This is a genomic window from Solibacillus sp. FSL R7-0668 (assembly GCF_038006205.1).
Lineage (GTDB): Bacteria > Bacillota > Bacilli > Bacillales_A > Planococcaceae > Solibacillus.
The window spans coordinates 1,990,650-2,016,609 of sequence record NZ_JBBOUU010000001.1 but is presented as its reverse complement, the minus strand read 5'-3'; the positions used below and the strand labels follow the sequence as shown (position 1 = coordinate 2,016,609).

Below are 25,960 nucleotides of genomic sequence, written 5' to 3'. Positions count from 1 at the left end.
GGCAAACGTGCGAGACAACCTTTTGTGATTTTAGGATACACTTTTATCCTAAAAAGTGTGAAAGTAGAAGGAGGACAACTCGATGGTATTTTTAGAATCTGTATGGAGCTTGTTTACAAACAACTGGGATTTATTCCTACGCGGTGCATGGACAGCATTATTACTGGCAATTATCGGTACAATTTTTGGAACATTCATAGGCTTTTTTATCGGTATTATGCATACAATTCCACAGCGTAAACGCAATGCCAAAACTATTCTTTTAAAAATCTTTAACTTTTTATTAACGGCCTATGTTGAAATATTCCGTGGTACGCCAATGATTGTTCAGGCGATGGTCGTATTTTACGGCTTAGTATACTTAGGTATTGATATTGACCGTTTCTTAGCTGCGTCAATCGTCATTAGTTTAAATACAGGTGCTTATATGGCCGAATATGTGCGCGGAGGCATTATGTCCATCGACAAGGGGCAATTTGAAGCAGCTCAAGCGATCGGTATGAACCACTTACAAACGATGATTCATATCGTTATTCCGCAAGTCGCGCGCAATATTTTACCGGCAACAGGCAACCAATTCGTCATGAATATTAAAGATTCCTCTGTATTAAGTGTTATCTCAGTTGTTGAGCTATTCTTCACAGCGAACTCAGTAGCCGGCAGTAATTACCGCTATATCGAAGCATTCTTTATCGCAACAGTGCTGTACTTCATTATGACGTTTGCTGTAACGCGTATATTACTAATGTTCGAGAAGAAAATGGACGGACCAGAGAGCTTCAAAGTGGAGCTTATTACGGGGAACAAGCTAGAAAAGGATGGTGAATAATATGTCAGTTGTTATTGATATTCAACATTTAAATAAAAAGTTCGGCACAAATGAAGTATTAAAGGATGTCAACTTCCAGGTAAATAAAGGGGAGGTTGTTACATTAATCGGTTCGTCAGGCTCAGGTAAATCAACGCTTCTACGCTGCATCAATTTACTTGAAACACCGTCAGCTGGAGCTATTATTTATAACGGCGAAAACATTCTAAATGAAGGCCATAATATTGAAAAATACCGTACACATCTAGGTATGGTATTCCAGCAGTTTAACTTATTTAATAACTTAGATGTGTTAAATAACTGTATCGTTGGTCAAATGAAAGTATTAAAGCGCTCAAAACAGCAAGCAGAGCAAAATGCGATGAAATATCTTGAATTAGTTGGCATGGCCGCCTATAAAAATGCCAAGCCAAAGCATTTATCAGGTGGACAAAAGCAACGTGTGGCGATTGCACGTGCACTGGCAATGGACCCAGACGTTATGCTCTTTGACGAGCCAACTTCAGCCCTTGATCCAGAAATGGTTGGGGAAGTATTAAAGGTTATGCGACACTTAGCGGATCAGGGGAACACAATGTTAATTGTAACGCATGAAATGGAATTTGCGAAGGAAGTTTCAGATCGCATTGTCTTTATGGATAAGGGGGTCATTGTGGAGGAGGGCACGCCAAACGAAGTACTCGTAAACCCACAACATGACCGTACGAAAGCATTCCTTAAACGAACATTACGCTAAACGGTGCACCAAAATGACGGATTAAGCGAAATCGAATTATCTAATCATCTCATAAAAAAAGCTCACAATACTGCGAGCTTATTTTCGTGAATTGTATTCGCTTATAATGATAAATATAATTGCAAAGGCAATCGCAATAGCAAAAAACCACATCGGAACACTACCAAAAGCCATCTAATATACACCTCTCGTTTGTGAGTGTAACACGGAATATAGCGTCAAATCAAACTTCTGCAAGCAAAAATAGGATGATAGACTTTCATCTCGTACGAAAATCGTATAAAATAGATAAGAATGCATATATGTAAAAGTGAGGTTATGAATATGTTACATTTAAAATGGAAAGATGCACCGACAATCCGCACCGTGAAATGTGTGCACACGAACGCATCAAAATATTTAGTATCAAATGTGCTAACCGTTGATAAAGAATACGAAGTGAAAAACGAAACAGAAGAATTCCTATTCGTCATCGACAACACAGGCGAAGTTGGCGGTTATTACAAAGAGTATTTTGCATAATGAAACGAAAAACACCATTTCTCAAATTTTTGAGGGATGGTGTTTTTGGAAATGAATTTTTAAAAATATGAATACAAAAGGTGGTTGAATAATGTTGTCTAGCACTTTAAAAGAACAGTTATTACAATTAGAGAAAAAATTGCTGGAACCAGAAATCAGGCTATCCAAAGATGAGCTATCAAATTTGCTAGCCGACAGTTTCTTTGAATTCGGAAGCTCAGGTAAAGTATTGTACAAAGACGAGAATATTGGAGAAATGAGTCTTAGCATTGTACAAATGAAGTTGAGTGACTTTGAAATCCATCCTATGTCTGAAGAAATTGTTTTAACAACCTATCGAATTTATAATGAAATGAAGAACGAACATTCACTACGCAGTTCGATATGGAAATTAATAGACGGACGTTGAAAGATGCATTTTCACCAAGGGACAAAAATTACTACTTCGCTCTAATTAAAATAAGCGTAAAAAATGCCGAAACATTAAAAAATCAACAGTTCGGCATTTGCATAATTCAGCCTCAAACAGTCATTATTTAAGCTCCAAAATGGTATGCTCGATTTCGTTGCGTTTCTCGGCAGTACTCACTTGCATACGAAGTGTCTCCTCAATTTCTTGTAATAACTGTGTTTGCGTTGTTTTGAAGCGGTCTATATCTGTATGAGACAGAGTAGGGCGCTTATTATTTTTTTGTACTTCGAGCATTTTGCCACTTTTAAGCAGCATTTGTTCTGAGGCGTTCATGAGGCGCTCCTGAGACTGCATTGCGCGGCGTTGGTTGTTCATGCTAAGGAGCATTGAGATTTGCTGCTGCCAAAGCGGAATCGTCGTCATAATCGATGTTTGAATTTTTTCTAGGAGCATTTGATTCGTTTGCTGAATTAAGCGAATTTGTGGGGCGTATTGAACGGCCACCTCACGCGATAATTCTAAATCATACATGCGCCGGTCGAGCCACTCGATTTGCATGTGAATATCCTTTACTTCATGCTGCTTAAATGGGTCAGCCCCTTCTGAAACGGCTTGTTCAACAGACGGGAGTATGACATCGAGAAGATGCTGTTTTTTAATTTCTAATGAGGCAATGAAGATGTTGATTTCCTGGAAATAGTCCTCATTCATCGCATAAAGCTCATTGAGAAATTGATAATCGCTTAATAGGGCATGCTGGTTATGCTCGAGCTGAATGCCTAAACGGTCAATACGCTTAGAAAGCTTATTATACTGTGTCATCACTTCCTGAATGGATTGCTTCGGTTTATTGAATATCTTCGCAAAAAAGCCTTTCTTCTGCTCAATTAGCGCATCTGGATCAATGAGCTCTAAGTGCTGCAATAAATCGCTTAACACATCACCGACTTTGCGCACATCTTTGCGCTGTATGTAATGGAGCATTTGTGAAGTGAACTTTTTTAATGCTTCTTGTGCTGGTAGACCAAAAGCAAGTACATCCTCATATTGCTTCGGTTCTAGCTGAAGGGCTAGCTGCATCGCACGTTGTTTCATAGAATTTGAAAGTGAAGCGAAAAGCGGTGATGCTGCATTGTTCGCAACATTCACCGCAAATTGGTCTTTACTCACTTGAATATCGACATTTTCACTTGTTTTGAACGCTTCAAATGGATTATCGTTGTTTGTCATGATTTATTCACCACCGACTTTTAATCGATCTTTACGCTTGTCATTCGACATTTTCGCAAAATCTAGCTCAATTTTTAAATTTTCGATGTCTGAAGAAAGCGCATTTTTTAAATCATCTTCCATAGTCACTTGGAGTTCTTTCAAAGTTTTACGTGTATCTTCCAAGGCCAAATGAACATCCGTACCAGGAATTTGTTCTTTTGTCAGTAACGTATATTTATCAGAAAGCTGCACCGCGGATGGTAGGTGAGCATAGAAGAAGTCTTCAACCGCATAAAACTTTTGCGGATTGGTATGCACGATATTGATGATGCGCTTTGCAAGCTTTGACATTTCGTTAATTTGCTTGAATGAACGAATCGAACGTACGCGTACATATTGTTGATTCAATGCTTGTACATGTGCTTTTGCCTGTCTTAATTGTGCTTCAATTAATGTATATTCGGATGTCGAAATGCCGATTTTTTTACTTTGGCTTGATTTTTGAATGGCCAATGTTACTTTGTTACTTACATAGTATGCGACAATAGCAAGAGGTAGCGAAACGAGGCTAGCGAAGCCAGATATATTTAGTATCGCAACAACAAGTGCAGTAGTAGCTACTATAAAGTTAATTAAATGTCTTGTTAAAAAGTTGATAGAACCAAGCATTTTTGTACCTCCTTTACTTGATACTATTTTTACGAATGAAATCAAAAAAGGTTTCATTTTTCCTATAGCTATCGTATCAATTTTTTTCATTCGACAAAAGTAAAAGGCTTTCTATATATCAAAAAAGAATTGTTTATGTGAAAGTTGTGAATGATATTGAATGAAACCACGAAAAAGAAGCAAAACGAAGTAGTTTTGCTTCTTGAAAGCGTTAATGCATTAGGCGTTCTTTTTCAATTGTTTCAATCAGTTGATTAATATAATAGATGACTTGCTGAGAGGCACGCTCAATTTCGTGTAAATGCGTTTCAGCGACGGTTAACTTACCAGTATTATACGCTTCCACTGCAGCTTTTGCCGAAATATGCACTTGCTCATGGTGACGGTCAAGCTCACGGTAAGCTTGGTGGTTTCCAAAGCGCACTTTTGTTTTATCGCTTGTATACCATTTCCCTAATCGACATTCAAGATGTGATGAAACATCAGGTGGCGAGAGTTTTTCTAAGCCTAGGAACATATTGTATACGCGCCATTTCCATAAAATATGGTCAGCTTTAGATAATAATAAGAGTGATATACTAGACAGCTGTACGTTATTTGCTGAGGTCACTTCATTGCGGAAGCGTGTAATTTCTTGACCTAATTTGTGAATATCGCGTGATGTATCATTCCCAAATGCACGAATATCCTCTTGTAAGTTTGAAATTTGAACCATCCGAACTGAGATTTCATCAATTGAAGCGGCTTGCTCTTGAGAGGCAGCGGCAGTCGAGGTAACATCCATATTGATGCTTTCAATAATATCCACGATCGAATTGAGCATTGGTAAAGATTCTTTTGCTTCATCTGTGGCATCACGAATAATCGTTGTTGTTTCCGAAATGGATGAAGCGACATTGTTTGAATAGGATTTTAACGATTGAACATTCGTAGAAACTTCGCTTAATGCTGAAACCGTACTTTCTGCGAGCTTACGAACCTCCTGTGCAACAACAGCAAAGCCCTTACCATGATCTCCAGCACGGGCCGCCTCGATTGAAGCATTTAAAGCTAATAAATTCGTTTGATCAGCAATTTGATTAATAAGTGTTACGACATTTTCAATATCATTGACATGCTTTTGTAATTCGGTGAAGCTATGTACAATTTCTGTGAATGTTTCTTCCGTTGTGAAGATTTCCTGTAGAGCATGCTCGATTGCTTGTTTTCCACGCGCGGCATTTTCTACGGATTCATTTGTTTTTTCTGCAATATTCGTTGATGTGCGTGCAATTTCAGCAATCGAAGCGGCCAGTTCTTGTGAGGCTGCTGTTGAACTCGCAATATCATCAGACTGCGTATCTAAGCGTTGAATTAAGTCTTTCATATACATAATATTCGCGTTGGCATCGGTTAGTGATGCCAATTCTTCAATAACGTTTTCGATCAAACGCTCTGACATGACTTCAACTAATAATTCTTGCTCGATATTGACAGCTGCTGAAACGGATTTCATATATTTGAATGCAACATGTGGCTTTATACCGAAATGATGCAAGACAAGTGTTGTAATATAAAATGAAAATTGGTTAAAGACAACAATTAATTTCCCAGCTTCAAAACGATTTTCTCGTAGTAAATTGAAAAATTTAATCGTTTGGTCAACATAATCATCGTTTCGCTCGGCTAAAAAGAAATTTTTTAGGTAGCGATCGATTTGACTGGTAGAAATTGAATTTTGTCCATTAGGTGCAATTTCAATTAAATATTTGTTGAAAATCTCTTGCATCGTTGGCGATACATCTGCAACTCGTGCATATAATTGTTTTAAATCTTCTTGGTTTTGACTATTAAAATGATTAAATGCTAGTGTTTCTTGAAAACGGCCGGTTGCACTTAAATCGGTCCCGCGTTCAAATAAATCTTGTAATTCAGCCTTTGGTTTTAATGCAGAAAACAAGCTATACATCCTCCTTTGATCCCTTACTTCCTTTATTTTACCATAGAGTAATGTACAAAAATAGACATAATTGTTTGGGTTGTTTTAAAATATAGTTAAGAAGAGGTGTTTGACAGAATGTACAAGATTATTTATATGAAAGCAGATTACGAGCCTTGGTGGCAATTTGAAGGATGGGAAGCGTTTATCGTATCAGAGCAAATATTTGAAACGGCCGAACAATTCCAAGAAGCCTATGAAGGGATTTTAGAAAATTTCCGCCAACAATACGACAATGAAGCAACAAAAGATGAACGCTACTATGCCTTTTGGTCAGATGATGAGTGCGAATATTGTGAAGCATGTGACGATGAAGCGCAAGTATATCATGGAATCATTGTTGAAACACCCTAAGTAAAAAATGTGATTTTTCTGTTAAAATTCACATAATTCAGAAAATGTAATTGATATGTATAAATATCACGTATATACTAAATTTAACAATTAATATGCAAGATTGAGCACAATGAATTTACAAATAGACAAAGCGTTAATGATATTCTTTTGCATTATTAATTGAACATTTTAATTTATTTTTTGGGGGTTTTAACAAATGAAACAAGGTACAGTAAAATGGTTTAATGCAGAAAAAGGTTTTGGCTTCATCGAAATTGAAGGGGAGAACGATGTATTCGTACATTTTTCAGCAATCCAAGGTGAAGGGTTCAAAACTTTAGAAGAAGCACAAAAAGTGGAATTCGAAGTGGTTGAAGGAAATCGTGGGCCACAAGCCGCAAACGTGACGAAATTATAGTTCAAATGTATTCCAAAGGGTCTGCCCGAGAAGTAATTCTAGGGTAGACCCTTTTTGCTAGGAAAAACAACAGTCATAGCAGTCAAGAATCATAGGGCTACGTTAGTACGAAATCGATTGAAACCTTAATGTAATGACGGATGTTTCTCTATAGTAATAATAGATTAGGAACAACTAATTGTGTTTTCAATAATAAACGCACACTTTTTAGGTTAGATATATAAATGGGTAAGAGGGGCGGATTATTTCTCTGATACCATTTTGAGCGCGCTTGTAAATAAGGGCTATTGGCAAAAAAATCCTCCAAATTTCCTTTTAATAAGGGCATTTGGAGGATAGGGGAGCAGGGCTTAGTTAAGGCCTTGCGCATCTTTCCAGTCTAAGAATTCATCGTATGTTAACGGTTTGTCTAGAATCGAGCCGTCTTCACGAATTTCAATGACACGGTTAGCAATCGTTTGGATGAATTGGTGGTCATGAGATGTGAATAGCATCGCACCTTTGAAACGGATTAAGCCTTCATTTAGTGCTTGAATTGATTCAAGGTCTAAGTGGTTTGTAGGCTCATCTAATAATAATACGTTTGAGTTTGATAGCATCATTTTTGACAGCATGCATCGAACTTTTTCCCCACCTGAAAGAACAGAAGGAGATTTTTTCACTTCTTCACCAGAGAATAGCATACGACCTAAGAAGCCACGTAAGAAGCTTTCTGTTTCGTCTTCAGGTGAGTATGGGCGCAACCATTCTACTAATGATTTTTCACCGCCACCGAAGTATTGGTCATGATCCATTTCGAAGTAGCTTTGAGAAGTTGTTACACCCCATTTGAAGGTACCAGCTTCAGCTTCTTGACGCTCCATTAAAATATCCATTAAAGTAGATTTCGCAATCGTATTACCAAGTAAAATGATTTTGTCATCCTTGTTCATCGAGAAGCGAATATCTTTGAATAATGTTTCGCCTTCATGTGATGCAGTAAGACCATCAACTGTTAAGACGTCATTCCCGATTTCACGACCAATTTGGAAGTTAATGAATGGGTATTTACGGCTTGATGGTTGGATGTCATCGAGCTCGATTTTGTCTAGCATCTTTTTACGAGATGTTGCTTGAGAAGATTTCGATGCGTTCGCTGAGAAGCGTGCAATGAAGTCTTTTAACTCTTTAATTTTCTCTTCTTTTTTCGCATTTTGGTCAGCCATTAGCTTTTGTGCTAGTTGAGAAGATTCATACCAGAAGTCATAGTTCCCCACATAAAGCTTGATTTTACCGAAGTCTAGGTCAGCAATATGCGTACATACTTTGTTTAAGAAATGACGGTCATGTGATACAACGATTACGGTATTTTCAAAGTTGATTAAAAATTCCTCTAACCATTTGATTGCTTTAATGTCTAAGTGGTTGGTAGGCTCATCCAGTAATAGTACATCTGGCTTACCGAATAGGGCTTGCGCAAGTAATACCTTTACTTTGTCAGAACCTTCTAAGTCAGCCATTGTCATGTAATGCATTGCATCGCCAATACCTAAACCATTTAATAGTTGTGCAGCATCTGATTCTGCTTCCCAACCATTCATGTCTGCGAATTCGCCTTCTAACTCAGCGGCGCGCATACCATCCTCATCCGAGAAATCTTCCTTCATATAAATCGCGTCTTTTTCAGCTTTCACTTCCCAAAGGCGCTTGTTCCCCATAACAACTGTATCAAGAACTGTGAACTCATCGTACTCGAAGTGGTTTTGGCGTAATACTGATAAACGCTCATCTTTCCCCATTGACACATTACCTTCTTGTGCCTCGATATCACCAGCTAAGATTTTTAAGAATGTTGATTTACCAGCACCGTTTGCCCCAATAAGGCCGTAACAGTTACCTGGAGTGAATTTAATATTTACATCGTCAAATAATTTACGGTCACCATAACGCAGACCAACGCCTGATACTTGAATCATGTAAGTACCTCCCAATAATTTTCGTTTGAATTTTAGATTGCTTTCAAAAGGAGATTTCTCTTTTGCACACAATGTTTCTATTATAGCACGTCCACTTGCTAAATTAAACAACCGTTCGTGTATAAAATGAGGGGGGAATGGGGGAACGAAAATGAATGAGCAAAAAATAGAAGCGAAAACGTAAAAAGTCAATGATTCGACATAAATTGCAAAAAAAATAGGGTATTCTGAATTTTCTGGTGGTTGTTTATTGTATAATAAAGGAAATTTGAAGGGAGAGATTGATGAATGAAAAAATGGTTATTTGCAGGAGTGCTAAGTATTGGAGTATTTGCATCAGGAGTGACAATTCAAGCCCAGGCTACAGAGACTACTATTGCTCCAAAAGTTTATACGGCAGCAGTTGCCAAAGAGGTAGCGACTATTACGTATCAAGACCTATATAAAATTTTCAAAATCGCGGAGCTAGAAGACGATGGTATTCAAACGACGATGGATACAAAAAAGGGACATTTCATCGTAAAAATGCCGATTGCAGCATTAATTGATGCTGAGGATGATGATTCTCTAAAAGAGGCATATGCGGAATACGAAAAATTATTTGGCAAGGCGGCTCAATTAAAGTTTACGCCAAAAGGGAATTCATTTTATGCGGAAATTTATACAGCGGGTCAGTGGGTAAAGTTTGGTGAGGAAGAGAAGGCCGCGTTTATAGCAGAAATCGTAGGCGAGGATGGGTTCGAGTTACGTGCGGGTGGTAATTTCAAGGATACCATTGGCCATTGGGCAGAAAGCTATATCCAAGTGCTGTACCAAGCTGAAATAATTGGCGGCATTACGGAAACAACCTTTGATCCGAATGGTAAAGTGACGCGTGGTCAATTAGTGGCAATGGTATTCCGCGCAGCTGGCTTTGAGCTTGACGACGATGAAGATTACACTTCTTCAAGCTATACAGATTTAACGAACTTTTGGGGAGCAAAAGAAGTGGTGATTTTAGAAAATCAAGGCGTATTATCCATTTTTAAAGGCAGTCAATTCGAGCCAAATAAAGCCGTAACACGTGAAGAAATGGCCTATGTGATTGGGCAGTTTTTAGAGCTAGAAGGATTCGATACCGATGCATTACAGGGCAATTCAACATTTAAAGACGTACAAAAAATGAATCCAGAAGCACTGAAGTCAATTAACATTTTACAAAAATTAGGAATCGTTGAAGGCGAAAAAGGCAATTTTAATCCAAAAGGCGAGTTAACACGTGCGCAATTTGCAAAAATCTTTGCATTAGCATTATTTGAACTGGATTAATGAAAAAAATTTTAGGCATTACAATTGTCTTTATCTTGGTAACGCTATTTTTCTATTTCTATAATATGCTCATGCCTAAAAACCTGTTCTACTTACTCATTGCGCCCCCAATTGTTCTCGGTTCGACTTTTTATATTTTGAGAAAATTTGGATTTAACTTTGGGTGAAAAGTAAAGGCTAAGTGGAATAAATGAGGATCATACTTGAGATATTACGAGTTATGTTTATTTTCCTAATTATATTTGCGATTTTAGCAAACTTTTTCGAAAACCTGTACTTGACTATTGGCAATGGAGCTGGATAAGCTTCATTGCCTTATTGATTCTTATTTTTGCAATGTATCGAAATAAATTTCAATTTAGCGGATGGTATGACGGGTAAGGTAAAGAAAAATTGCCAAGAAAGGCCTCTCAACTATTCAATATAATTGGAGTTATTTTTCTAGTATTACCGCCGATAATTGCTCATTTTACTTGATGACAAGTACAAAAAACTGGAACTCTTAATATAACAGCGAAATCTGGATTATCACACTAAAATGAACCTGTAAATGCAAATGTAGTTTCATTAAAGGGAGTGTAAAGGTGAATCTATTACTTTGGATAACTATTGGTTTCATATTAATTGGATTTGTAGTTCTTATTTCTATGAAAAAAGATATGGAAAGTAAGGTCGCTTTTATTAAAGCAAATAAGGAAGACGAGGGAAATGCATCAAAGGCAAAATCCGTAATTTGGTGGATATGGGCTACCACCGCTTGGGGGATAATGAGTATATTTCTTGTTGTTTGGTGTTTTCATTACTTTGAATAAGTGTTGGCTTTAAATGGGCTATATAACAGGTACTTTTGTATTAATTGTCTGGAGTATTACTGTAATGTCCATTCTTGAATAATAAATCTGAAATTACATTCACTTATTCAATTGATTTGGAGGAATAATCTATGAAATCAATAAAAGTGTACCATTATGATACATTTAGTAAAGAACCGAATATGGGCAATCCAGCTGGAGTTGTTTTTAACGGGGAAGAGTTAACGGAATCCGAAATGCAAGAAATCGCATTTAAAGTTGGCTTTAATGAAACGGCTTTTCCTGTGAAATCTGATATAGCAGACCTTAGAATCCGTTTTTTTACACCCGGACATGAAATGAATTTATGCGGTCATGCATCGATGGCAACTGTTTTTGCTTTTAAAGAAAAAGGCATGCTACAAAATAAAACGACTTTAACAATCGAAACAAATGCGGGTATATTACCAATTAAACTAAACACCTCTACTGAAGGGGATGTTTTTATAACAATGAAACAGGCAGCTCCAGAGTTTAAGGCGTATACAGGCTCCAAGGAAGCATTAGCAAGTTCAATTGGATTATCAGCCTCAGACCTTCATGAAGATTTGCCAATACTATACGGCAGTACGGGTACTTGGACATTGCTAATACCGATAAAAAAACTTGATGCTTTTAATAAGATGAAACCAAATAACAAACAGTTCCCTAGCGTCTTACAGGAAATGCCTAAAGTATCTATTCATCCTTTTTGCCTAGATACCTATGATAAAGGAGCTGATATGCATGCTCGACATTTCTCTTCACCCTATTCAGGTACGATTGAGGATGCAGTCACAGGCACAGCTTCGGGTGTAATGGGGGCATATTATGCTATGTACATAGACAATAATTTTGATGAACCTTTAAATCTAATTGTTGAGCAAGGTCATGAAATCGGAAAAGATGGTCAAGTAAAAGTACATGTTTCTAAGAATAGAGATACTTACGAAATTGAGATTACTGGCATCGCTGTTTACGTCAATGAATTCGACGTTTTGTTAGATGCATAATAATTTTGAAATACATGTACTGGAAATGAATGCTACATCCGCTATACCAACTCCTACCACAAAAGATCGTGCTGCAAAGTTGAGATTTCTCAAAATTTGTGGTTTTTTTGACATAAAAAGAAAAGCGATCTAATGAATGCCTGTTCCGTGGTGTGTATATTTCTAGACTCATCAAGTGAAAATACTTTTACTTGTAATATGTGAAGGGTTGCCATACTCTTAATAGTTGTCAGATATTCAACGTTCTCCACGAATAAAAGTAGAAAGAGGCAATTTGATGCAACAAAAAATGAATCAAAAGACGGTTTTCATTATCCTCGCCATATTCTTCGTTTCGATTAATTTGCGTCCAGCCGTCACTTCAGTTGGTCCACTGCTTGCGACGATTAGTGAGGCATTACAGGTTTCAAGCACACAAATTAGCTTGTTAACAGCAATTCCGGTTTTTTGTATGGGTCTATTTGCACCACTTGCTGTACCATTACAAAAAAATCTCGGCTATAAATGGTCCATTGCATTATTATTGGTGCTAATCGGCGTTGCAACGGTTGCACGTATCGCATTTTCAAGCTATAGCGCCTTGCTTTTTACAAGCTTTTTAGCGGGATTTGCCATTGCGATTATTAGTCCGATGATGAATGCCTACATTAAAGAAAAATTCCCTAAAAAAATGGAGCCTGTCATTGGTGTTTACTCCTTTGCTATTGGCTTTGGTGCGATGCTCAGTTCAGGAATCACGAGCATTATTTATAAGCGATTTGATGATAATTGGGCATTAGCGCTTGGCATATGGGGATTTTTAGCCGTCATTGCGCTTGCCAGCTGGCTAACTGCTGTTGATTCTGGAAAAGGCATAGTAGCACAATCAAATTCAACTGTTGCGGTGCGTAATCCTTGGAAAGATAAACTAGCTTGGGCTATACTTATCTATTTTGGTATACAAACCTCGTTATTTTTTAGCTTAACCACATGGCTCGTTTCGATTGCCGAGGAGCAGGGCATGAGCCTACTGACGGCTGGGTCGGTATTAACCTTAATGACCTTTGTCCAATTAGTCGGCAATATCATTATTCCATCGATGATCAATCGCTATCCAAATCGCATAGTATGGCTACATAGTTTAGTTGTCATGGGTCTTGTCGGTTCGGTGTTCTTTTTTATTGATGCAACGTGGGCCATTTGGATGGGGACGATAATTTACGGTGTTGTGTTAAGTGGTTTATTTCCAATTGGCTTAATGCTGCCGCTAGATGAAGCGAGAAATCATGAGGAAGCAAATGAATGGAGCTCGATGGTCCTGTCAGGTGGCTTTATGATGAGTGCGATTTTACCACTTTTGATCGGTATTGTTTTTGATTGGACAGGTGAACACTTCATGACGAAGCTTATTTTTGTCATTTTATTTTTGTTTATGTCAGTTTCGATTTTCGTAATGCAAAAATTGAAGAAATCCGTATAATGGTAAAGTAGTCAATGAAATGGCTACTTTTTTCATTTTCATTTAAATAAGTTTACATAATCTTATTATCGTAAAGGAGTGCCCATGAAAAAATATATTTTATTCTGTTTTTTGCTACTTTTAACCGCGTGCTCAGATTCTAATGAAAAGGCAACATGGGTGGCGCAAAACATCTCAAAAGAACAAACACAGCCAGTAACCATTTATCCGGCCCAAGTGGATGTTTACTCACCAAATGTGACCACAACAGGGCAGGTTATCAAGCAAAAAGACCGTGAAAAATGGATTTTAGTCAATGCGCAGGATGTAGCAGGACATCCAAATGTACTTGTTCATCATAAATTTTTAACAGAAGGTGAAGTGGAAGCAATCGATGAAGTGAATAATATTGCGCTCATCCGTATTCGCAGTAGTCAACAATATGAAACGGCAGCAATGCATGTCTATACGACGACGCGAAATGGCGAGCAAATAACGGCAACAACCGAACGGATTGAAAGCTTATTAAATACAGCACTAGAAGCACCAATCGAATGGCAGCAACGCTATGAAAAGAATCAGCTCTTACTTGAGAAAGTACAACGTGAGGAATTAACTAACTTTACAACGTTTTATAATAAAAATCTGTTTACTTATAATAGCGATGAATTAAAGCATGCCGCGACACAATTGATTGATGTGCTGAATGAGGCCATAGAGCAACAGCAATTTGAGCAGCTAGATGTACTCATTAGTTCGGATGATGTGAAGAAAGAAATCGCATTTGTTAAAGAGCCGATTCTAGGTTTCACAATCAAAGAGGCGAAAAGAGAAGGGGTTTATTACTTTGTAAATGGCGTTGATGAAGAGAAAGAAGAGGTACGCTTAACCTTTATTTTAGAAGGACAGGCATACAAATTAATTGGGACAAACCTTATCCATTCAGATGCAATCCAGCAGCAAAAAATCGCAACAATCGATGCTACTAATTCATTAAAGCTAAAGGACGTACCAGCTCTTGAAATGTTCACAAATAAGCATATAGGAGATGTTAAAATTAAAGCAAAGGATATTGTATGGCAGCTATCATATAAAGACAGTTCTATTTCGGTTCATAAAAACGGGCAATTAAGCTATAAATGCGATGAGGTTCAAATAAGGGATAATGCATTTCAATTAATAGGTTGTGGACCACAAAAAGCAACGGTACCACTTATACAATTCAAGTGAGATTTTCTACGAGGGAAATCTTACTTCACCATTTAACATATTATCCGACGCTATATTTGACAAACATATATTTTAAACAAGCAACTAAGGCATAACAAAAAATACCAAGATTTTGCAACAATTTCATTTGAATTTCGTTGATATTTTACACAAAGACAAGTTTTATCAAAACATACATATCAATTTTGCTTTTCTGATGTATACTTTGATAAATGAATACAAGCAATTTATAGGGGGCATCATGAAAAATAAAAAACGACTCATAGCATTCACAATTATCGCAGCAATGATTCTAGTTGCGTATGTCATTTACTTCATTACTAAACCAAAATTATTAAAGCAATCCTATGAAACGCCCGTCACACTTCAAACGTTTGACAATGAATATGATGTTATCGTTATTGGAGGAGAACCAGAAGGAGTTGCAGCAGCGGTAATGGCTGCGCGCAGTGGGTCAAAAACCTTGCTCATCGAAAAACGTGAAGATTTAGGCGGTCTGTATACATTTGGCATGCTCAACTTTTTAGATATTCCTAAAAGTGAAAATCAAAGAAATATTAGCCGAGGGGTATTTAAGGATTGGCATGATTTAGTTGGAAACGGCAATGGATTTGATATTGAGGATGCAAAGGCAGCATTTAAACAACTCGTCTATGCGGAAGAGAATTTAACATTAGCAGTCAATACAACAGTGAATAACCCGGTGATGCATGATCAAACGGTAACTGGGATTGAAGTAGAAAATCAATATGGCGCTTTTCAAATTAATGGAAAAGTGGTTATTGATGCAACCCAAGATGCAGATTTTGCAGTAATGGCACAGGCTCCATACTTTGTAGGCGGCAAAGATATTGGGATAGAAGATAAAAAAATGGCTGTTACATTAATGCTTCATTTAAAAAACATTGATTGGTCTGGTGTTAAAAAGGCTGCGAAATCTGAAAAATTTGGGCCTGCAAAGGTCACGCGCTCTGTTGCTTGGGGTTTTTCCGAACTACATAGCATGTACCAGCCTGTAGAAAGCAATACGCGCTTACGAGGCTTGAATCTAGTAAAAGAGGGCGACAATTATTATATTAATGCACTTCAAATTTTTGATGTCGATGGGTTGAATGAGGCAGCAAAAACAGCAGCTATTGAAAAGGGAAAACGCGAAACACTACATATTGTCGATTATTTACGCAAAGAATTTAGTGGTTTTGAAAATGCGGAAGTTGTCAGCTATCCAACTGAGCTATACGTTCGGGAAACGAGACATATTTTAGCAGAATACCAACTTCCAATGTCGGATATATGGACCAATCAGAATCATTGGGACAATATAGGGTATGGTGCTTATCCGGTAGATGTTCAAGCCCAAACACCTCAAGATTATGGCTATGTCCTGTCATCACCAGAGCAATTTGCCATTCCATTCCGTTCGCTAGTGCCATTAGAAGTTGATGGACTACTCGTTGTAGGACGTTCTGCTGGTTATTCGTCTTTAGCAGCGGGAAGTGCACGAATTGTTCCAACAGGCATGGTGACAGGCGATGCAGCGGGTGTTGCAGCCTCACTTGCTATTCAAGAGGGGATTTCGGTCAGAGAATTAAGTAAGGATGAGGGGCTAATTGAACAGCTGCGCACCAATTTGAAGCAGCAGGGTGCATTTGTGGATCGTATCGCATCAACATACCCTTATCAGGATGAATGGTTCGATCACGCAATTCAAGTTTTAATGGATTATGGGCTTGTAGTTGCAGGCTATGAAAATGAATTGCCACTTGAAAAAGAAGTCACGACACATCATTTTATGAATATGCTGATGAGCGCAACGAAACGAATGGGATTAGAAAATACCGCCAGATACAGTGTTTCCATACAAAATAGCTATGACGGCATGATTTACCAAGAAGCGAGACCGATTGATTTACAGGAAGCTAGTGACGTACTAGCGAAGATTTTCCTAAACGAACCTGCTTCGAAAGACAATTGGGCAAGTCTAATTGATGCAGACATAATTAGCGAAAAAACAGCGAAAAACATTAAAGCAAAAAATCATCCTTTAGTGATGAAGGAGCTTTACGCAATTTGTGCAGATGTAATGTATTATATGGCGTCACATGAGTAAAGTATTGCATTTAAATTAGGTCAACAAAAAAGCCACAAGCTAAAAATTGTGGCTTTTTTGTGTGCTGTTTTAACACCACTAAGCACAACAATTTTGTCTAATTGTTCGCCATCCAATTGCCATTCCGCTTGCATGTTGAGACCTAAATCAAGAATAAATGGTGTAGCTCCTGAAAAATCAGTTAAATTATACTCACAGAATCTATTTCTTTAATTTTCATATTTCGAGCCTCCATGTTGTTGTTAAGATTTGAGTTCGATTCAATTATTTTAGGGAAAAATTACAAGAGTCAAAAATACACCTTAGCAGATGTCAGGTTATTTTAAATGAAATTTTCGTATTTACCGTGCATATTATAATAGAATTTCACAAAAACCGTTATATAGAAGGTACAATATACCAATAATAATATTATGTAAACTAATTCATCTTTTAAGAACGTTCATTTCCATGTATAATAGGATGAACTGGATGATTCGAGGAGGATGAGTAACGGTACTATGAATACACAAGCTTTACAACATTTAAAAACTTATTTTGGTTATGATTCTTTTCGCCCTGGCCAAACACAAATTATAGAAAATATATTAGACAACAAAGACACATTAGTTATTATGCCGACTGGTGGGGGGAAATCCCTCTGTTATCAAATTCCTGCATTGTGCCTTGATGGAACAACACTCGTTATTTCTCCGTTAATTTCACTGATGAAAGACCAAGTAGACATGCTTACCAATAGTGGTATCCCAGCAGCATTTATCAACAGTTCGCTTAGCTTTGAAGAGGTACAAGATGTATTGTATGCGGTGCGTAGCGGCAAAATTAAGCTACTTTATATTGCGCCTGAACGATTAGAAAATGAACGATTCTGTATGGAGCTTGCCCAAATGAATGTGCCGTTATTAGCCATTGACGAAGCGCACTGTATTTCACAATGGGGGCATGATTTCCGTCCAAGTTATCGCTCGATTCAGAACCTATCTAATTTATGGACACAAAAGCCAGCTGTTATTGCTTTGACAGCTACCGCAACAGAAGAAGTAAGTGCAGATATTCAGCAACTACTTTCGATTAAAAAGGAAAATACATTCATCACTGGTTTTGCACGTGAAAATCTAGCGTTCTCCGTATTACTAGGTGAAAACAAAGAAAGTTATATTAAGCAATATGTAAAGGCCAATCCTAATGAAGCCGGCATCATTTATGCAGCTACGCGAAAATCAGTGGAGGCCGTGTATGAAATGCTTACTAGAGCGGGTGTGTCCGTTGGCAAATACCATGGAGGGATGTTTGAGGAAGACCGCACCTATGAGCAAAATCGCTTTTTAAACGATGAAGTACAGGTCATGGTCGCGACAAACGCCTTTGGGATGGGAATTAATAAAACGAATGTGCGCTACGTGCTGCACTACAATATGCCACGTAATATGGAAAGTTATTATCAGGAGGCTGGCCGTGCTGGTCGCGATGGCCTGAAAAGTGAATGTATCTTACTTTATTCGTCCTCTGATGAGCAAACGCAGCGCTTTTTAATCGACCAAGCACAGGATCGTTCGCGCATTCCGCTAGAGCTAGAGAAGCTACATAAAATGATTGATTATTGTCATACAGAGCGCTGTTTACAAAGTTATATCATTGATTATTTTGGAGACCCAACAAGCTCAGATTGCGGTAAATGTGGCAACTGCACCGATGATCGTCCTCAGCAGGATGTCACGACCGATGCACAGAAGGTTTTATCCTGTATTGTACGGATGGGCCAAAAATTTGGTAAGCAGCTCACGGCATCCGTTCTGGCCGGCTCTCGTAGTAAAAAGGTGACTGACTTTAATTTTCATAAGCTACCGACTTATGGCATATTAAAAGCGATGAATGCAAAGGAAATTGCCAACTTTATTGAATTTTTGATTGCGGAGAAGTTAATTATTGTTCATAACGGTCAATTTCCAACGCTGGCAATATCCGATTTAGGGAAGGATGTTCTCTTAAGTAAACGCACCATACTCCGAAAACAAGCGCGTATTATTAAAGCACAGGTCGATACAAATGATCCACTGTTTGAAGTGCTGCGCCAAATCCGAAAAGAAATTGCCGACCGTGAAAAAGTACCGCCTTTTGTTGTATTTTCGGATAAATCACTAAAGGATATGTGTATGCGTCGTCCCAAAAATAGCACACAATTTTTAGAAGTGAGTGGCGTTGGTGAAACGAAACTAGAAAAATATGGAAAAACATTTATCGACGCTATTATTGCAAATTCGTAATATCCTATTAAACATTTTATTGAACGTTTAAACTAAAATAGGGGTTACTAAATTCTTTTACCATAAGAAATTATGACTATATCCTTCAAGCCACCTCATTTCAATATTATTTCACAAAACAAAAAAATTGGTGTTTCATGACATTTTTTGCTGTGTTAGAGATTTTAAAGTTTAAATTATTAAACTTTAAGTTAAGCTATTGTAAAAAAGTTGCATTCATAGTTTAATTAGAATATTCAGATAAAAAAGTGTGGTGGAAATTTGGAGACTTTAGGAACCCGCATCAAAAGACTTAGAAAACAAAAGAAATTAACACAAACGGAGCTCGCAAAAGACCGTTTAACGAAAGGCATGCTAAGTTTAATTGAAAATGATAAAGCGAAGCCTTCGATGGAAAGCCTGCGTTTCATTGCCCAACAGTTAAACGTAGAAGTGAGCTATTTAATTGATGATGGAACGTTAACTTTACTACGTGAATTGTATGTAGATATTGAAGATGATATGGAGCGCCGAAAAAAAATTCGTGATCCAGAGGAATTACAATCTTTAACCGTTAAGATGATTGAAAAAATCGAACCGCATTTAGCGAAAATTCAAGGAACGAATTACGAGCAAATTCGCTTAAGAGAAGTATATTTTTTAATGAATCGTACCATTAATAATGCCAAATCACTTGATGAATATTGGAAATTCATCGATCAGTACGAGGCAATTCATGTCTATAGCCGAATGTTACGCTGTTATTTCTATTTATGCGCAGCTGCAATTGAGCAACGAAATTATGCCAAAACTTTAGCGATTTTAAAACAGGGCGAAGAGCGGATTATGCCTTATGAGCTAATTATTGACCCAATTGTTCGTCTCGATTTGTATTATAATTTGACGATTTCATATTCAGCAGTTGATGATGTGAAAATGTCCAATCATTATTTGCAAAAAGCTTTAGATATGGCACAGAAAAAGCAAATCTTTTATCGGATGGATCGCTTTTACGAGCTGTTATTTATCCAATCGGTTGCAAATGAGGAATATGAAAAATGCAAGCAATATATTGAAAAGCTACGTCTCTTATCACAATTTGCAGATGAACCTACCATTACCATTTTATATGTGTATAACTACTTACATTATTTAAACAATGTCGAATTACAGTTCGATCAGGTTGAGCCAACCATTGAGCAAACGAAAGAAAAATTAAAGACAAGCTTATTTTTATTTAAAAATCCTATTTTTCTTGGTGAACAAATGTATGCGCAATATCAAATGCACCACTATGAAAAAGTAATTGAACTTGGTGTTAATTTTGTCATTCCTTCTTATTTACATCATCCGCTTGATTTAGCGAAATATTATCGTTATTTTGCGGTCCGTGCATTAGCCTATTTCCATTTGCAAGATGAGGTAGCCGCAAAGCGTGATATTATTTATGCCAAAAATGGAGTAGAGGATTATCCTGAAACCATTTATAAGAAATTTATTTACGAAGCCTTTCACACTATTTTTAAATAACAAAAAGACAGCAGCGCCCTAAGTGGAACGCTGCTATCCTCATTATTTCCAATGCGTATCTATAAAAGTATCTCGACCTGATTTTTCGCGGTCTTCTTTATAGTGCGCTTGTTCTTTTTTATAATAATCTTGGTGATAGTCTTCAGCGGGCCAAAATAGAGAGGCCTCCTGGATTTCAGTGACAATTGGTTTTTTAAAGCGACCGCTGTCAGCTAATTGCTGCTTGGACTTTTGCGCAGCTTGCTGTTGCTGGTCACTATGTGTAAAAATGACCGTTTTATACGATTCACCGCGGTCGTGGAATTGACCACCCGCATCAGTTGGATCAATTTGCATCCAATAAATTTCAAGCAAACGCTCATAGCTGAATACTGTTGGCTCAAATTCAATTTGAACAACCTCAACATGGCCAGAATCACCGCGCTTTACATCGTCATATGTTGGGTTTTCAATATGGCCACCCATATAGCCACTTGTGACTTTTTCAATACCGTCCCATTCTACAAATGGCTTAACCATACACCAAAAACAGCCACCAGCAAATGTTGCCTTTTCCATCTAAACACACTCCAAACTGCTAATAAATATACTAATCCTATCATGTTCAATCCGTTTAGGCAATCTGTTTTGAGCTATTACAATGAGCAATCTTATCATTCAAAATTTTTGCAACTAATTTTAGTTGATGTCGTCTATACTTCATGTAAATAGAAAGGAAGTTATTCTTATGGAAGAGCAACCACGTCAAGCACGTTATCAAAGGAAGCGTAAATTAAGAAAAGGGCGCACACTATTTGTTGGCTTATTGATCATTATTATTGGGTTATTAGGCTATAGCTATATGCAATACAAAAGCGGTTATAATTTAGCATCGGAAACGAAAATACCCGAGGAACAATTTGAGCCGGATGAAAACCATCGAACAGTAGAAAATTATTTAATTGCAGGGGTGGATAGTCGTGGGGAAGAGCAATCACGTTCCGATACGATGATGCTATTATCCTGGAACCGTGATACAAACGATATGAAGCTTGTATCATTCATGCGTGATATCTATGCAGACATTCCAGAACATCAATCCTATAAGCTCAATACAGCCTATTATTTAGGGGGCATCTCTTTATTAAAAGATACATTAAACAATATGTTTGATATACCCATTCATCATTATGCGATTATTGACTTTAAAAGCTTTGAATCGTTAATCGACATTTTAGCACCAAATGGTATTGAGATGGATGTTGAGAAGGATATGAGTGGAGACATTCAAGTCGAAATTAAAAAAGGTTTACAACAGCTGAATGGGAAGGAATTACTCGGCTATGCACGATTCCGTTCAGACGCTGAAGGGGACTTTGGGCGTGTGGAACGTCAACAAAAGGTAATCGAAGCATTGAAGGAAGAGCTAATCTCTCCCAAAAATCTCCCCAATATGCCAAAATTCATAGGGGCAGCGGAAGGTTATATTACGACCGATTTAACGAGTAAAGATCAGTTATCAACAGTTTTAAAAGCAGTTTCTGGTGGAACAATGAATGTAGAGAAGCTAACAATCCCGGCAGAGGGGACCTATTCATTTGGTAGCTATCGACATGCAGGTTCAGTATTAGAAATTGATGTCGATGAAAATAAACAAATATTGCATGATTTTTTAAATTTAGCCGAGTAACTATTAGTTCATTGGCCTATATTCATGCTAAAATAATTGATATAGTTTAATTTTGTCGATATGTTGGGGTGGTCTTTTGGAAAGAGAAAGAGAAGTAGACAAAGGTAAGAAATTACCACTAGAAAAATCAAATTTATTCGCATCGCATTTTATACGTTTTTTAGGTGGGAAAAATTTATTATTCTTACTTGTGATCATCCTACTTATTGGATGCATCATCTTTATGTACGATAAAATTTCTTTCATTTTTGAACCATTAAACGTCTTATTTGAAATGATTATTTTACCTGGTGTGCTCGGTGTTATCTTATTTTATTTATTGCGCCCACCATTAAAGTTACTTTTACATTGGAAAATACCACGTGCATTAGCGATTTTAATCTTATATTTAGTTGTTATTGCGTTAATGGTTTTACTCGTTATATTAGTTTTCCCATTCTTACGTGATCAGTTTACCAACTTAGTGCAAGAGTTTCCGCTCGTATTAATGACCTTTGCGAACGATATCATAACGTTTTTAAATAACTCACATTTTGATGAATATTTTGGGAAAATTAACTTCAACTATAATGAATTTTTGACGAAATTTACGGATGACTTTATTAATACAGTAAAAGAAACACTAACAGCGGTCGCAACAGGTATCGCCTCAGGTATTACTGGCTTTGTATCTGCTATAACTGGCTTTGTTCTGTCACTTGTTATTGTTCCATTTATTACGTTTTACTTATTGTATGAGGGCGAAAAGATGCCGCGCTTCATCTTGTTTTTATTCCCGCCGCGCATGCGTGAGGAAATAGGTGCAGTGTTACATGATATGGATAAGCAAATTAGCTCCTATATACAAGGACAAATTTTAGTATCATTTTGCATTGGTGTCATGATGACAATTGGCTTTTTAATTATTGGTATGCCTTATGCACTTTTACTGGGTTTCCTGGCGATGATTACAAGCGTGGTTCCTTATTTAGGGCCTATGATTGCTGCAACGCCTGCAGCAATTATTGCCATTGTTAATTCACCATGGCTGCTTATCAAATTAGCGATTGTGTGGACAATTGTTCAATTAATCGAAGGGAAATTTATTTCACCACAAATTATGGGGAAATCACTAAGCATTCACCCAATTTCGATTATTTTCGTATTATTAACAGCTGGCGCATTATTTGGTGTTCCTGGTGTTATTCTTGGTATACCTGGCTATGCGATCATTAAAGTGCTCATAACCCATCTTTATCGTTTATTTAAAATACGTTATAATCGGTTCCAAACGGACGATACCAATCATTATGAAAATATGGATTAACAAAATGAATAGGGAATAACCAAAAAGAGCATTCGACACAAAATCGAATGCTCTTTCGTTTTATTATAATGTCGCTAAACGTGCGACAGCTTTTTGTAATGTTTCAACTGGTTGTACTAATGCTAAACGCATATAGCCTTCACCGGCAGAGCCAAATACTGTTCCGGGAACCATAACAACGCCTGTTTCTTCAATGGCTTTAAATGCAAAGTCGACACAGTTCATATCTTGTGGATATTGTGCCCAAACGAACATCCCTCCGTCACTTGGGGCAACTTCCCAGCCAATTGACTGTAAGCCTTCCATTAGTGTTTTATGACGTGCTGAGAACGTTTTACGAAGCTCGGCTGTCACCACTTCCGCGTTATCAAGTGCAAGCGCAGCAACCTGTTGGATTGGCTCGAAAATCCCGAAGTCCAAGTTTGATTTTAATTGCTTCATAATACCGACGAGTTCAGCATTCCCAACAATATAGGCAATACGTGTACCAGCTAGGCTGAAGCTTTTAGATAAGGAATTAATCTCTAAGCCAACTTCTTTTGCACCAGGTGTTGCTAGGAAGCTAATCGGCGCATCGCCTTTAAAGTAGAATTCTGAATAGGCTGCGTCATGTAACACGATAATATTATATTTTTTAGCGAATGCAACAACTTCTTCAAAATATTCTAATGATGGCATCGCAGGCACAGGATTACCTGGTAGGTTTAATATCAATAATTTTGCCTTATGTAACACCTCTTCAGGAACAGCCTTTAAGTCAGGTAAATAGTTGTTTTCCTTAGTTAGTGGCATGTAGTACGGTGTTGCACCTGCTAAATGAATACCGGCATCATAGGCAACATAGGCTGGGTTTGTCGTTAAGACGATATCGCCAGGATCACAGAAAGCGACTGGTAAATGAACTAAACCTTCTTGTGAGCCGATTGTTTGAACCACTTCTGTTTCTGGTGTTAACTCCACACCGTTTACTCGTTTATAATAGCGACATACTGCTTCGTTAAATGTTTGAATACCCGTAAGTGTGTAACCGTAGGAAGATGAAAGTGCTGTTAATTCTGACATCTTTTGGCGTAAGTTTTCAGCTGGTGGAATATCGGGGCTTCCTAAGCTAAGATCGATTAGTTCCATTCCTTTTTGTTGTTGTAATTTTGCGTGATTTTTTAAGTCTCCAAAAATTGCAGGGGCAAATAGAGACATTTTTTTTGATGGTTGGATATTCAATGTAAAACACTCCTTAAAACTTTCAAATGTAAGCCCCATTTTATCATACTCATACAGTATAATGGGGAGGAAATCAGAATTTCGAATTAATTCATTACACAAAAGCGTTTATGTGAGGTAGAATAGCAAATTTCTACTTTTAATAGGGGGCAGGGTATGGAAATATATTCATTAAGTGGGGCGAGTGGCACAGGAAAAAGCACGAGTGCACTACAATTTGCGCATGATCATCAGATTCGAGCAATTATTGATGATGGCTTACTCATTATTGATGGCGAAAAGGTAGCAGGTACTTCGGCAAAATTCGAGAAATCGGCATTACGTGCAGTACGACGTGCGATTTTTGACGATGAGTCACATCGAACAGAAGTATTAAATGCTTTACATAAATACGAAATCCCTTCAATTTTACTGATCGGCACATCAACGAACATGACGAAGAAAATTGCTGAACGCTTAGGTTTAGGAGATATTGCTCATTATTATCAAGTCGAGGATATTCGTTCAGCAAAGGACATCCAGCGAGCGCGTTTTGTTCGAGAAATTCAAGGACAGCATCTAATGCCGGTTCCATTTCGCCAAGTGGAGCAAAACTTTTTCAAACGCTTTATACAGCGGGGCATGGATATTTTTGCGCCTAATCGTGTAAAGATTGGTGAAACGACACTTGTACGTCCAGATTTTCATCAGCAATCGATTACTATTGCCAAATCGGTCTATATGGACATTGTCAAGCATGTGGTGGAAGCCGATCCTCATGTGACGCGCATTCAGCATTTGCAATGTGTCGTCAATCAAGTACCGCGCATCTCATTTGGCATTTATTTAGGGGCTCCGGTAAATTATTCATTACCAGAGCAAATTTTAGCGTTACAGCAAGCGATAGCAGACAGCTTTTTCGTTCATTTTCAGATGGAGCCAGAGCAAATTGATATCTATGTATTTGGCATCGAAACGAAAGCCCATGCTCATTAGGTTTGTGGACATTGACAGAC

General features: G+C 37.6%; 23 protein-coding genes. 17 read left to right on the top strand and 6 right to left on the bottom strand.

The features are described from left to right. Nucleotides 1-82: 82 nt before the first annotated feature. From MKX47_RS09795 to MKX47_RS09780, 4 genes are all read left to right on the top strand, one after another. Entirely contained in the window at nt 83-829 is a 747-nt protein-coding gene (locus MKX47_RS09795; protein WP_340773524.1) for an amino acid ABC transporter permease, read from the top strand. A 1-nt stretch (nt 830) separates the two neighbouring features. Further along, nucleotides 831-1,565, top strand: a complete 735-nt coding sequence (locus tag MKX47_RS09790; RefSeq protein WP_340773521.1) for an amino acid ABC transporter ATP-binding protein — start codon at nt 831-833, stop codon at nt 1,563-1,565. 324 nt (nt 1,566-1,889) lie between these two features. After that, nucleotides 1,890-2,087, top strand: coding sequence for a DUF6501 family protein (locus tag MKX47_RS09785; protein ID WP_340773519.1), 198 nt, complete (start codon nt 1,890-1,892; stop codon nt 2,085-2,087). A gap of 91 nt (nt 2,088-2,178) precedes the next feature. Continuing rightward, nucleotides 2,179-2,496, top strand: a complete 318-nt coding sequence (locus tag MKX47_RS09780; protein WP_445683581.1) for a DUF4440 domain-containing protein — start codon at nt 2,179-2,181, stop codon at nt 2,494-2,496. Nucleotides 2,497-2,619: 123 nt separating this feature from the next. Here the strand turns inward: MKX47_RS09780 and MKX47_RS09775 are convergent, their stop codons facing one another. The 3 genes from MKX47_RS09775 to MKX47_RS09765 all read right to left on the bottom strand — a co-directional run bounded on the left by MKX47_RS09775 (nt 2,620) and on the right by MKX47_RS09765 (nt 6,328). Further along, nucleotides 2,620-3,729, bottom strand: a complete 1,110-nt coding sequence (locus MKX47_RS09775) for a toxic anion resistance protein (RefSeq protein ID WP_340773517.1) — start codon at nt 3,727-3,729, stop codon at nt 2,620-2,622. A gap of 3 nt (nt 3,730-3,732) precedes the next feature. Further along, nucleotides 3,733-4,380 (bottom strand): 5-bromo-4-chloroindolyl phosphate hydrolysis family protein, encoded by a 648-nt coding sequence (locus MKX47_RS09770; protein ID WP_340773515.1) that lies wholly within the window; start codon nt 4,378-4,380, stop codon nt 3,733-3,735. 211 nt (nt 4,381-4,591) lie between these two features. Further along, nucleotides 4,592-6,328: a methyl-accepting chemotaxis protein gene (locus MKX47_RS09765; RefSeq protein WP_445683580.1), complete on the bottom strand. Its 1,737-nt coding sequence runs from the start codon at nt 6,326-6,328 to the stop codon at nt 4,592-4,594. A 108-nt stretch (nt 6,329-6,436) separates the two neighbouring features. On the opposite strand from MKX47_RS09765, the gene MKX47_RS09760 reads away from it, so the two are divergent. Both MKX47_RS09760 and MKX47_RS09755 read left to right on the top strand, forming a co-directional pair. Continuing rightward, on the top strand, nt 6,437-6,712 hold the full coding sequence (locus MKX47_RS09760; RefSeq protein WP_340773511.1) for a DUF1033 family protein: 276 nt from the start codon (nt 6,437-6,439) through the stop codon (nt 6,710-6,712). A 199-nt stretch (nt 6,713-6,911) separates the two neighbouring features. Then, the gene (locus MKX47_RS09755) at nt 6,912-7,112 is read left to right on the top strand and encodes a cold-shock protein (protein WP_340773508.1); all 201 of its coding nucleotides are present in this window, start codon (nt 6,912-6,914) and stop codon (nt 7,110-7,112) included. Between the two features lie 350 nt (nt 7,113-7,462). On the opposite strand, the gene MKX47_RS09750 is transcribed toward MKX47_RS09755, so the two are convergent. Beyond that, a complete protein-coding gene (locus tag MKX47_RS09750) occupies nt 7,463-9,067 on the bottom strand; it encodes an ABC-F family ATP-binding cassette domain-containing protein (protein WP_340773506.1) in 1,605 nt (534 codons plus the stop codon). 288 nt (nt 9,068-9,355) lie between these two features. On the opposite strand from MKX47_RS09750, the gene MKX47_RS09745 reads away from it, so the two are divergent. The 8 genes from MKX47_RS09745 (at nt 9,356) to MKX47_RS09710 (ending at nt 20,769) form a co-directional block, all read left to right on the top strand. Then, complete coding sequence (locus MKX47_RS09745) at nt 9,356-10,375, top strand: S-layer homology domain-containing protein (protein ID WP_340773504.1); 1,020 nt, start codon at nt 9,356-9,358, stop codon at nt 10,373-10,375. Between the two features lie 584 nt (nt 10,376-10,959). After that, entirely contained in the window at nt 10,960-11,187 is a 228-nt protein-coding gene (locus MKX47_RS09740; RefSeq protein ID WP_340773502.1) for a hypothetical protein, read from the top strand. 131 nt (nt 11,188-11,318) lie between these two features. Continuing rightward, a complete protein-coding gene (locus tag MKX47_RS09735; RefSeq protein WP_340773500.1) occupies nt 11,319-12,218 on the top strand; it encodes a PhzF family phenazine biosynthesis isomerase in 900 nt (299 codons plus the stop codon). A gap of 277 nt (nt 12,219-12,495) precedes the next feature. Further along, nucleotides 12,496-13,677, top strand: a complete 1,182-nt coding sequence (locus MKX47_RS09730) for an MFS transporter (protein ID WP_340773498.1) — start codon at nt 12,496-12,498, stop codon at nt 13,675-13,677. Nucleotides 13,678-13,761: 84 nt separating this feature from the next. Next, entirely contained in the window at nt 13,762-14,886 is a 1,125-nt protein-coding gene (locus tag MKX47_RS09725) for a hypothetical protein (RefSeq protein WP_340773495.1), read from the top strand. A 241-nt stretch (nt 14,887-15,127) separates the two neighbouring features. Further along, nucleotides 15,128-16,996 carry an FAD-dependent oxidoreductase gene (locus MKX47_RS09720; RefSeq protein ID WP_340773493.1) on the top strand — a complete coding sequence of 623 codons (1,869 nt, stop codon included), beginning with the start codon at nt 15,128-15,130 and terminating at the stop codon, nt 16,994-16,996. A gap of 500 nt (nt 16,997-17,496) precedes the next feature. Then, entirely contained in the window at nt 17,497-19,260 is a 1,764-nt protein-coding gene (gene recQ, locus MKX47_RS09715; RefSeq protein WP_340777775.1) for a DNA helicase RecQ, read from the top strand. Nucleotides 19,261-19,521: 261 nt separating this feature from the next. Next, nucleotides 19,522-20,769, top strand: coding sequence for a helix-turn-helix domain-containing protein (locus MKX47_RS09710; protein ID WP_340773491.1), 1,248 nt, complete (start codon nt 19,522-19,524; stop codon nt 20,767-20,769). A 42-nt stretch (nt 20,770-20,811) separates the two neighbouring features. On the opposite strand, the gene msrA is transcribed toward MKX47_RS09710, so the two are convergent. After that, nucleotides 20,812-21,327: a peptide-methionine (S)-S-oxide reductase MsrA gene (gene msrA, locus MKX47_RS09705; RefSeq protein WP_340773489.1), complete on the bottom strand. Its 516-nt coding sequence runs from the start codon at nt 21,325-21,327 to the stop codon at nt 20,812-20,814. A 169-nt stretch (nt 21,328-21,496) separates the two neighbouring features. Here msrA and MKX47_RS09700 point away from each other — a divergent pair, with 169 nt between their 5' ends. Both MKX47_RS09700 and MKX47_RS09695 read left to right on the top strand, forming a co-directional pair. Continuing rightward, nucleotides 21,497-22,438: an LCP family protein gene (locus MKX47_RS09700; RefSeq protein ID WP_340773487.1), complete on the top strand. Its 942-nt coding sequence runs from the start codon at nt 21,497-21,499 to the stop codon at nt 22,436-22,438. Between the two features lie 76 nt (nt 22,439-22,514). Beyond that, the gene (locus MKX47_RS09695) at nt 22,515-23,744 is read left to right on the top strand and encodes an AI-2E family transporter (protein ID WP_340773485.1); all 1,230 of its coding nucleotides are present in this window, start codon (nt 22,515-22,517) and stop codon (nt 23,742-23,744) included. 63 nt (nt 23,745-23,807) lie between these two features. Here MKX47_RS09695 and MKX47_RS09690 read toward each other — a convergent pair whose 3' ends face one another. Next, complete coding sequence (locus MKX47_RS09690; protein ID WP_340773483.1) at nt 23,808-24,965, bottom strand: aminotransferase class I/II-fold pyridoxal phosphate-dependent enzyme; 1,158 nt, start codon at nt 24,963-24,965, stop codon at nt 23,808-23,810. Nucleotides 24,966-25,121: 156 nt separating this feature from the next. Between MKX47_RS09690 and MKX47_RS09685 the strand changes: the two genes are divergently transcribed. Beyond that, on the top strand, nt 25,122-25,940 hold the full coding sequence (locus tag MKX47_RS09685) for a hypothetical protein (protein ID WP_340773480.1): 819 nt from the start codon (nt 25,122-25,124) through the stop codon (nt 25,938-25,940). Nucleotides 25,941-25,960: the final 20 nt, after the last annotated feature.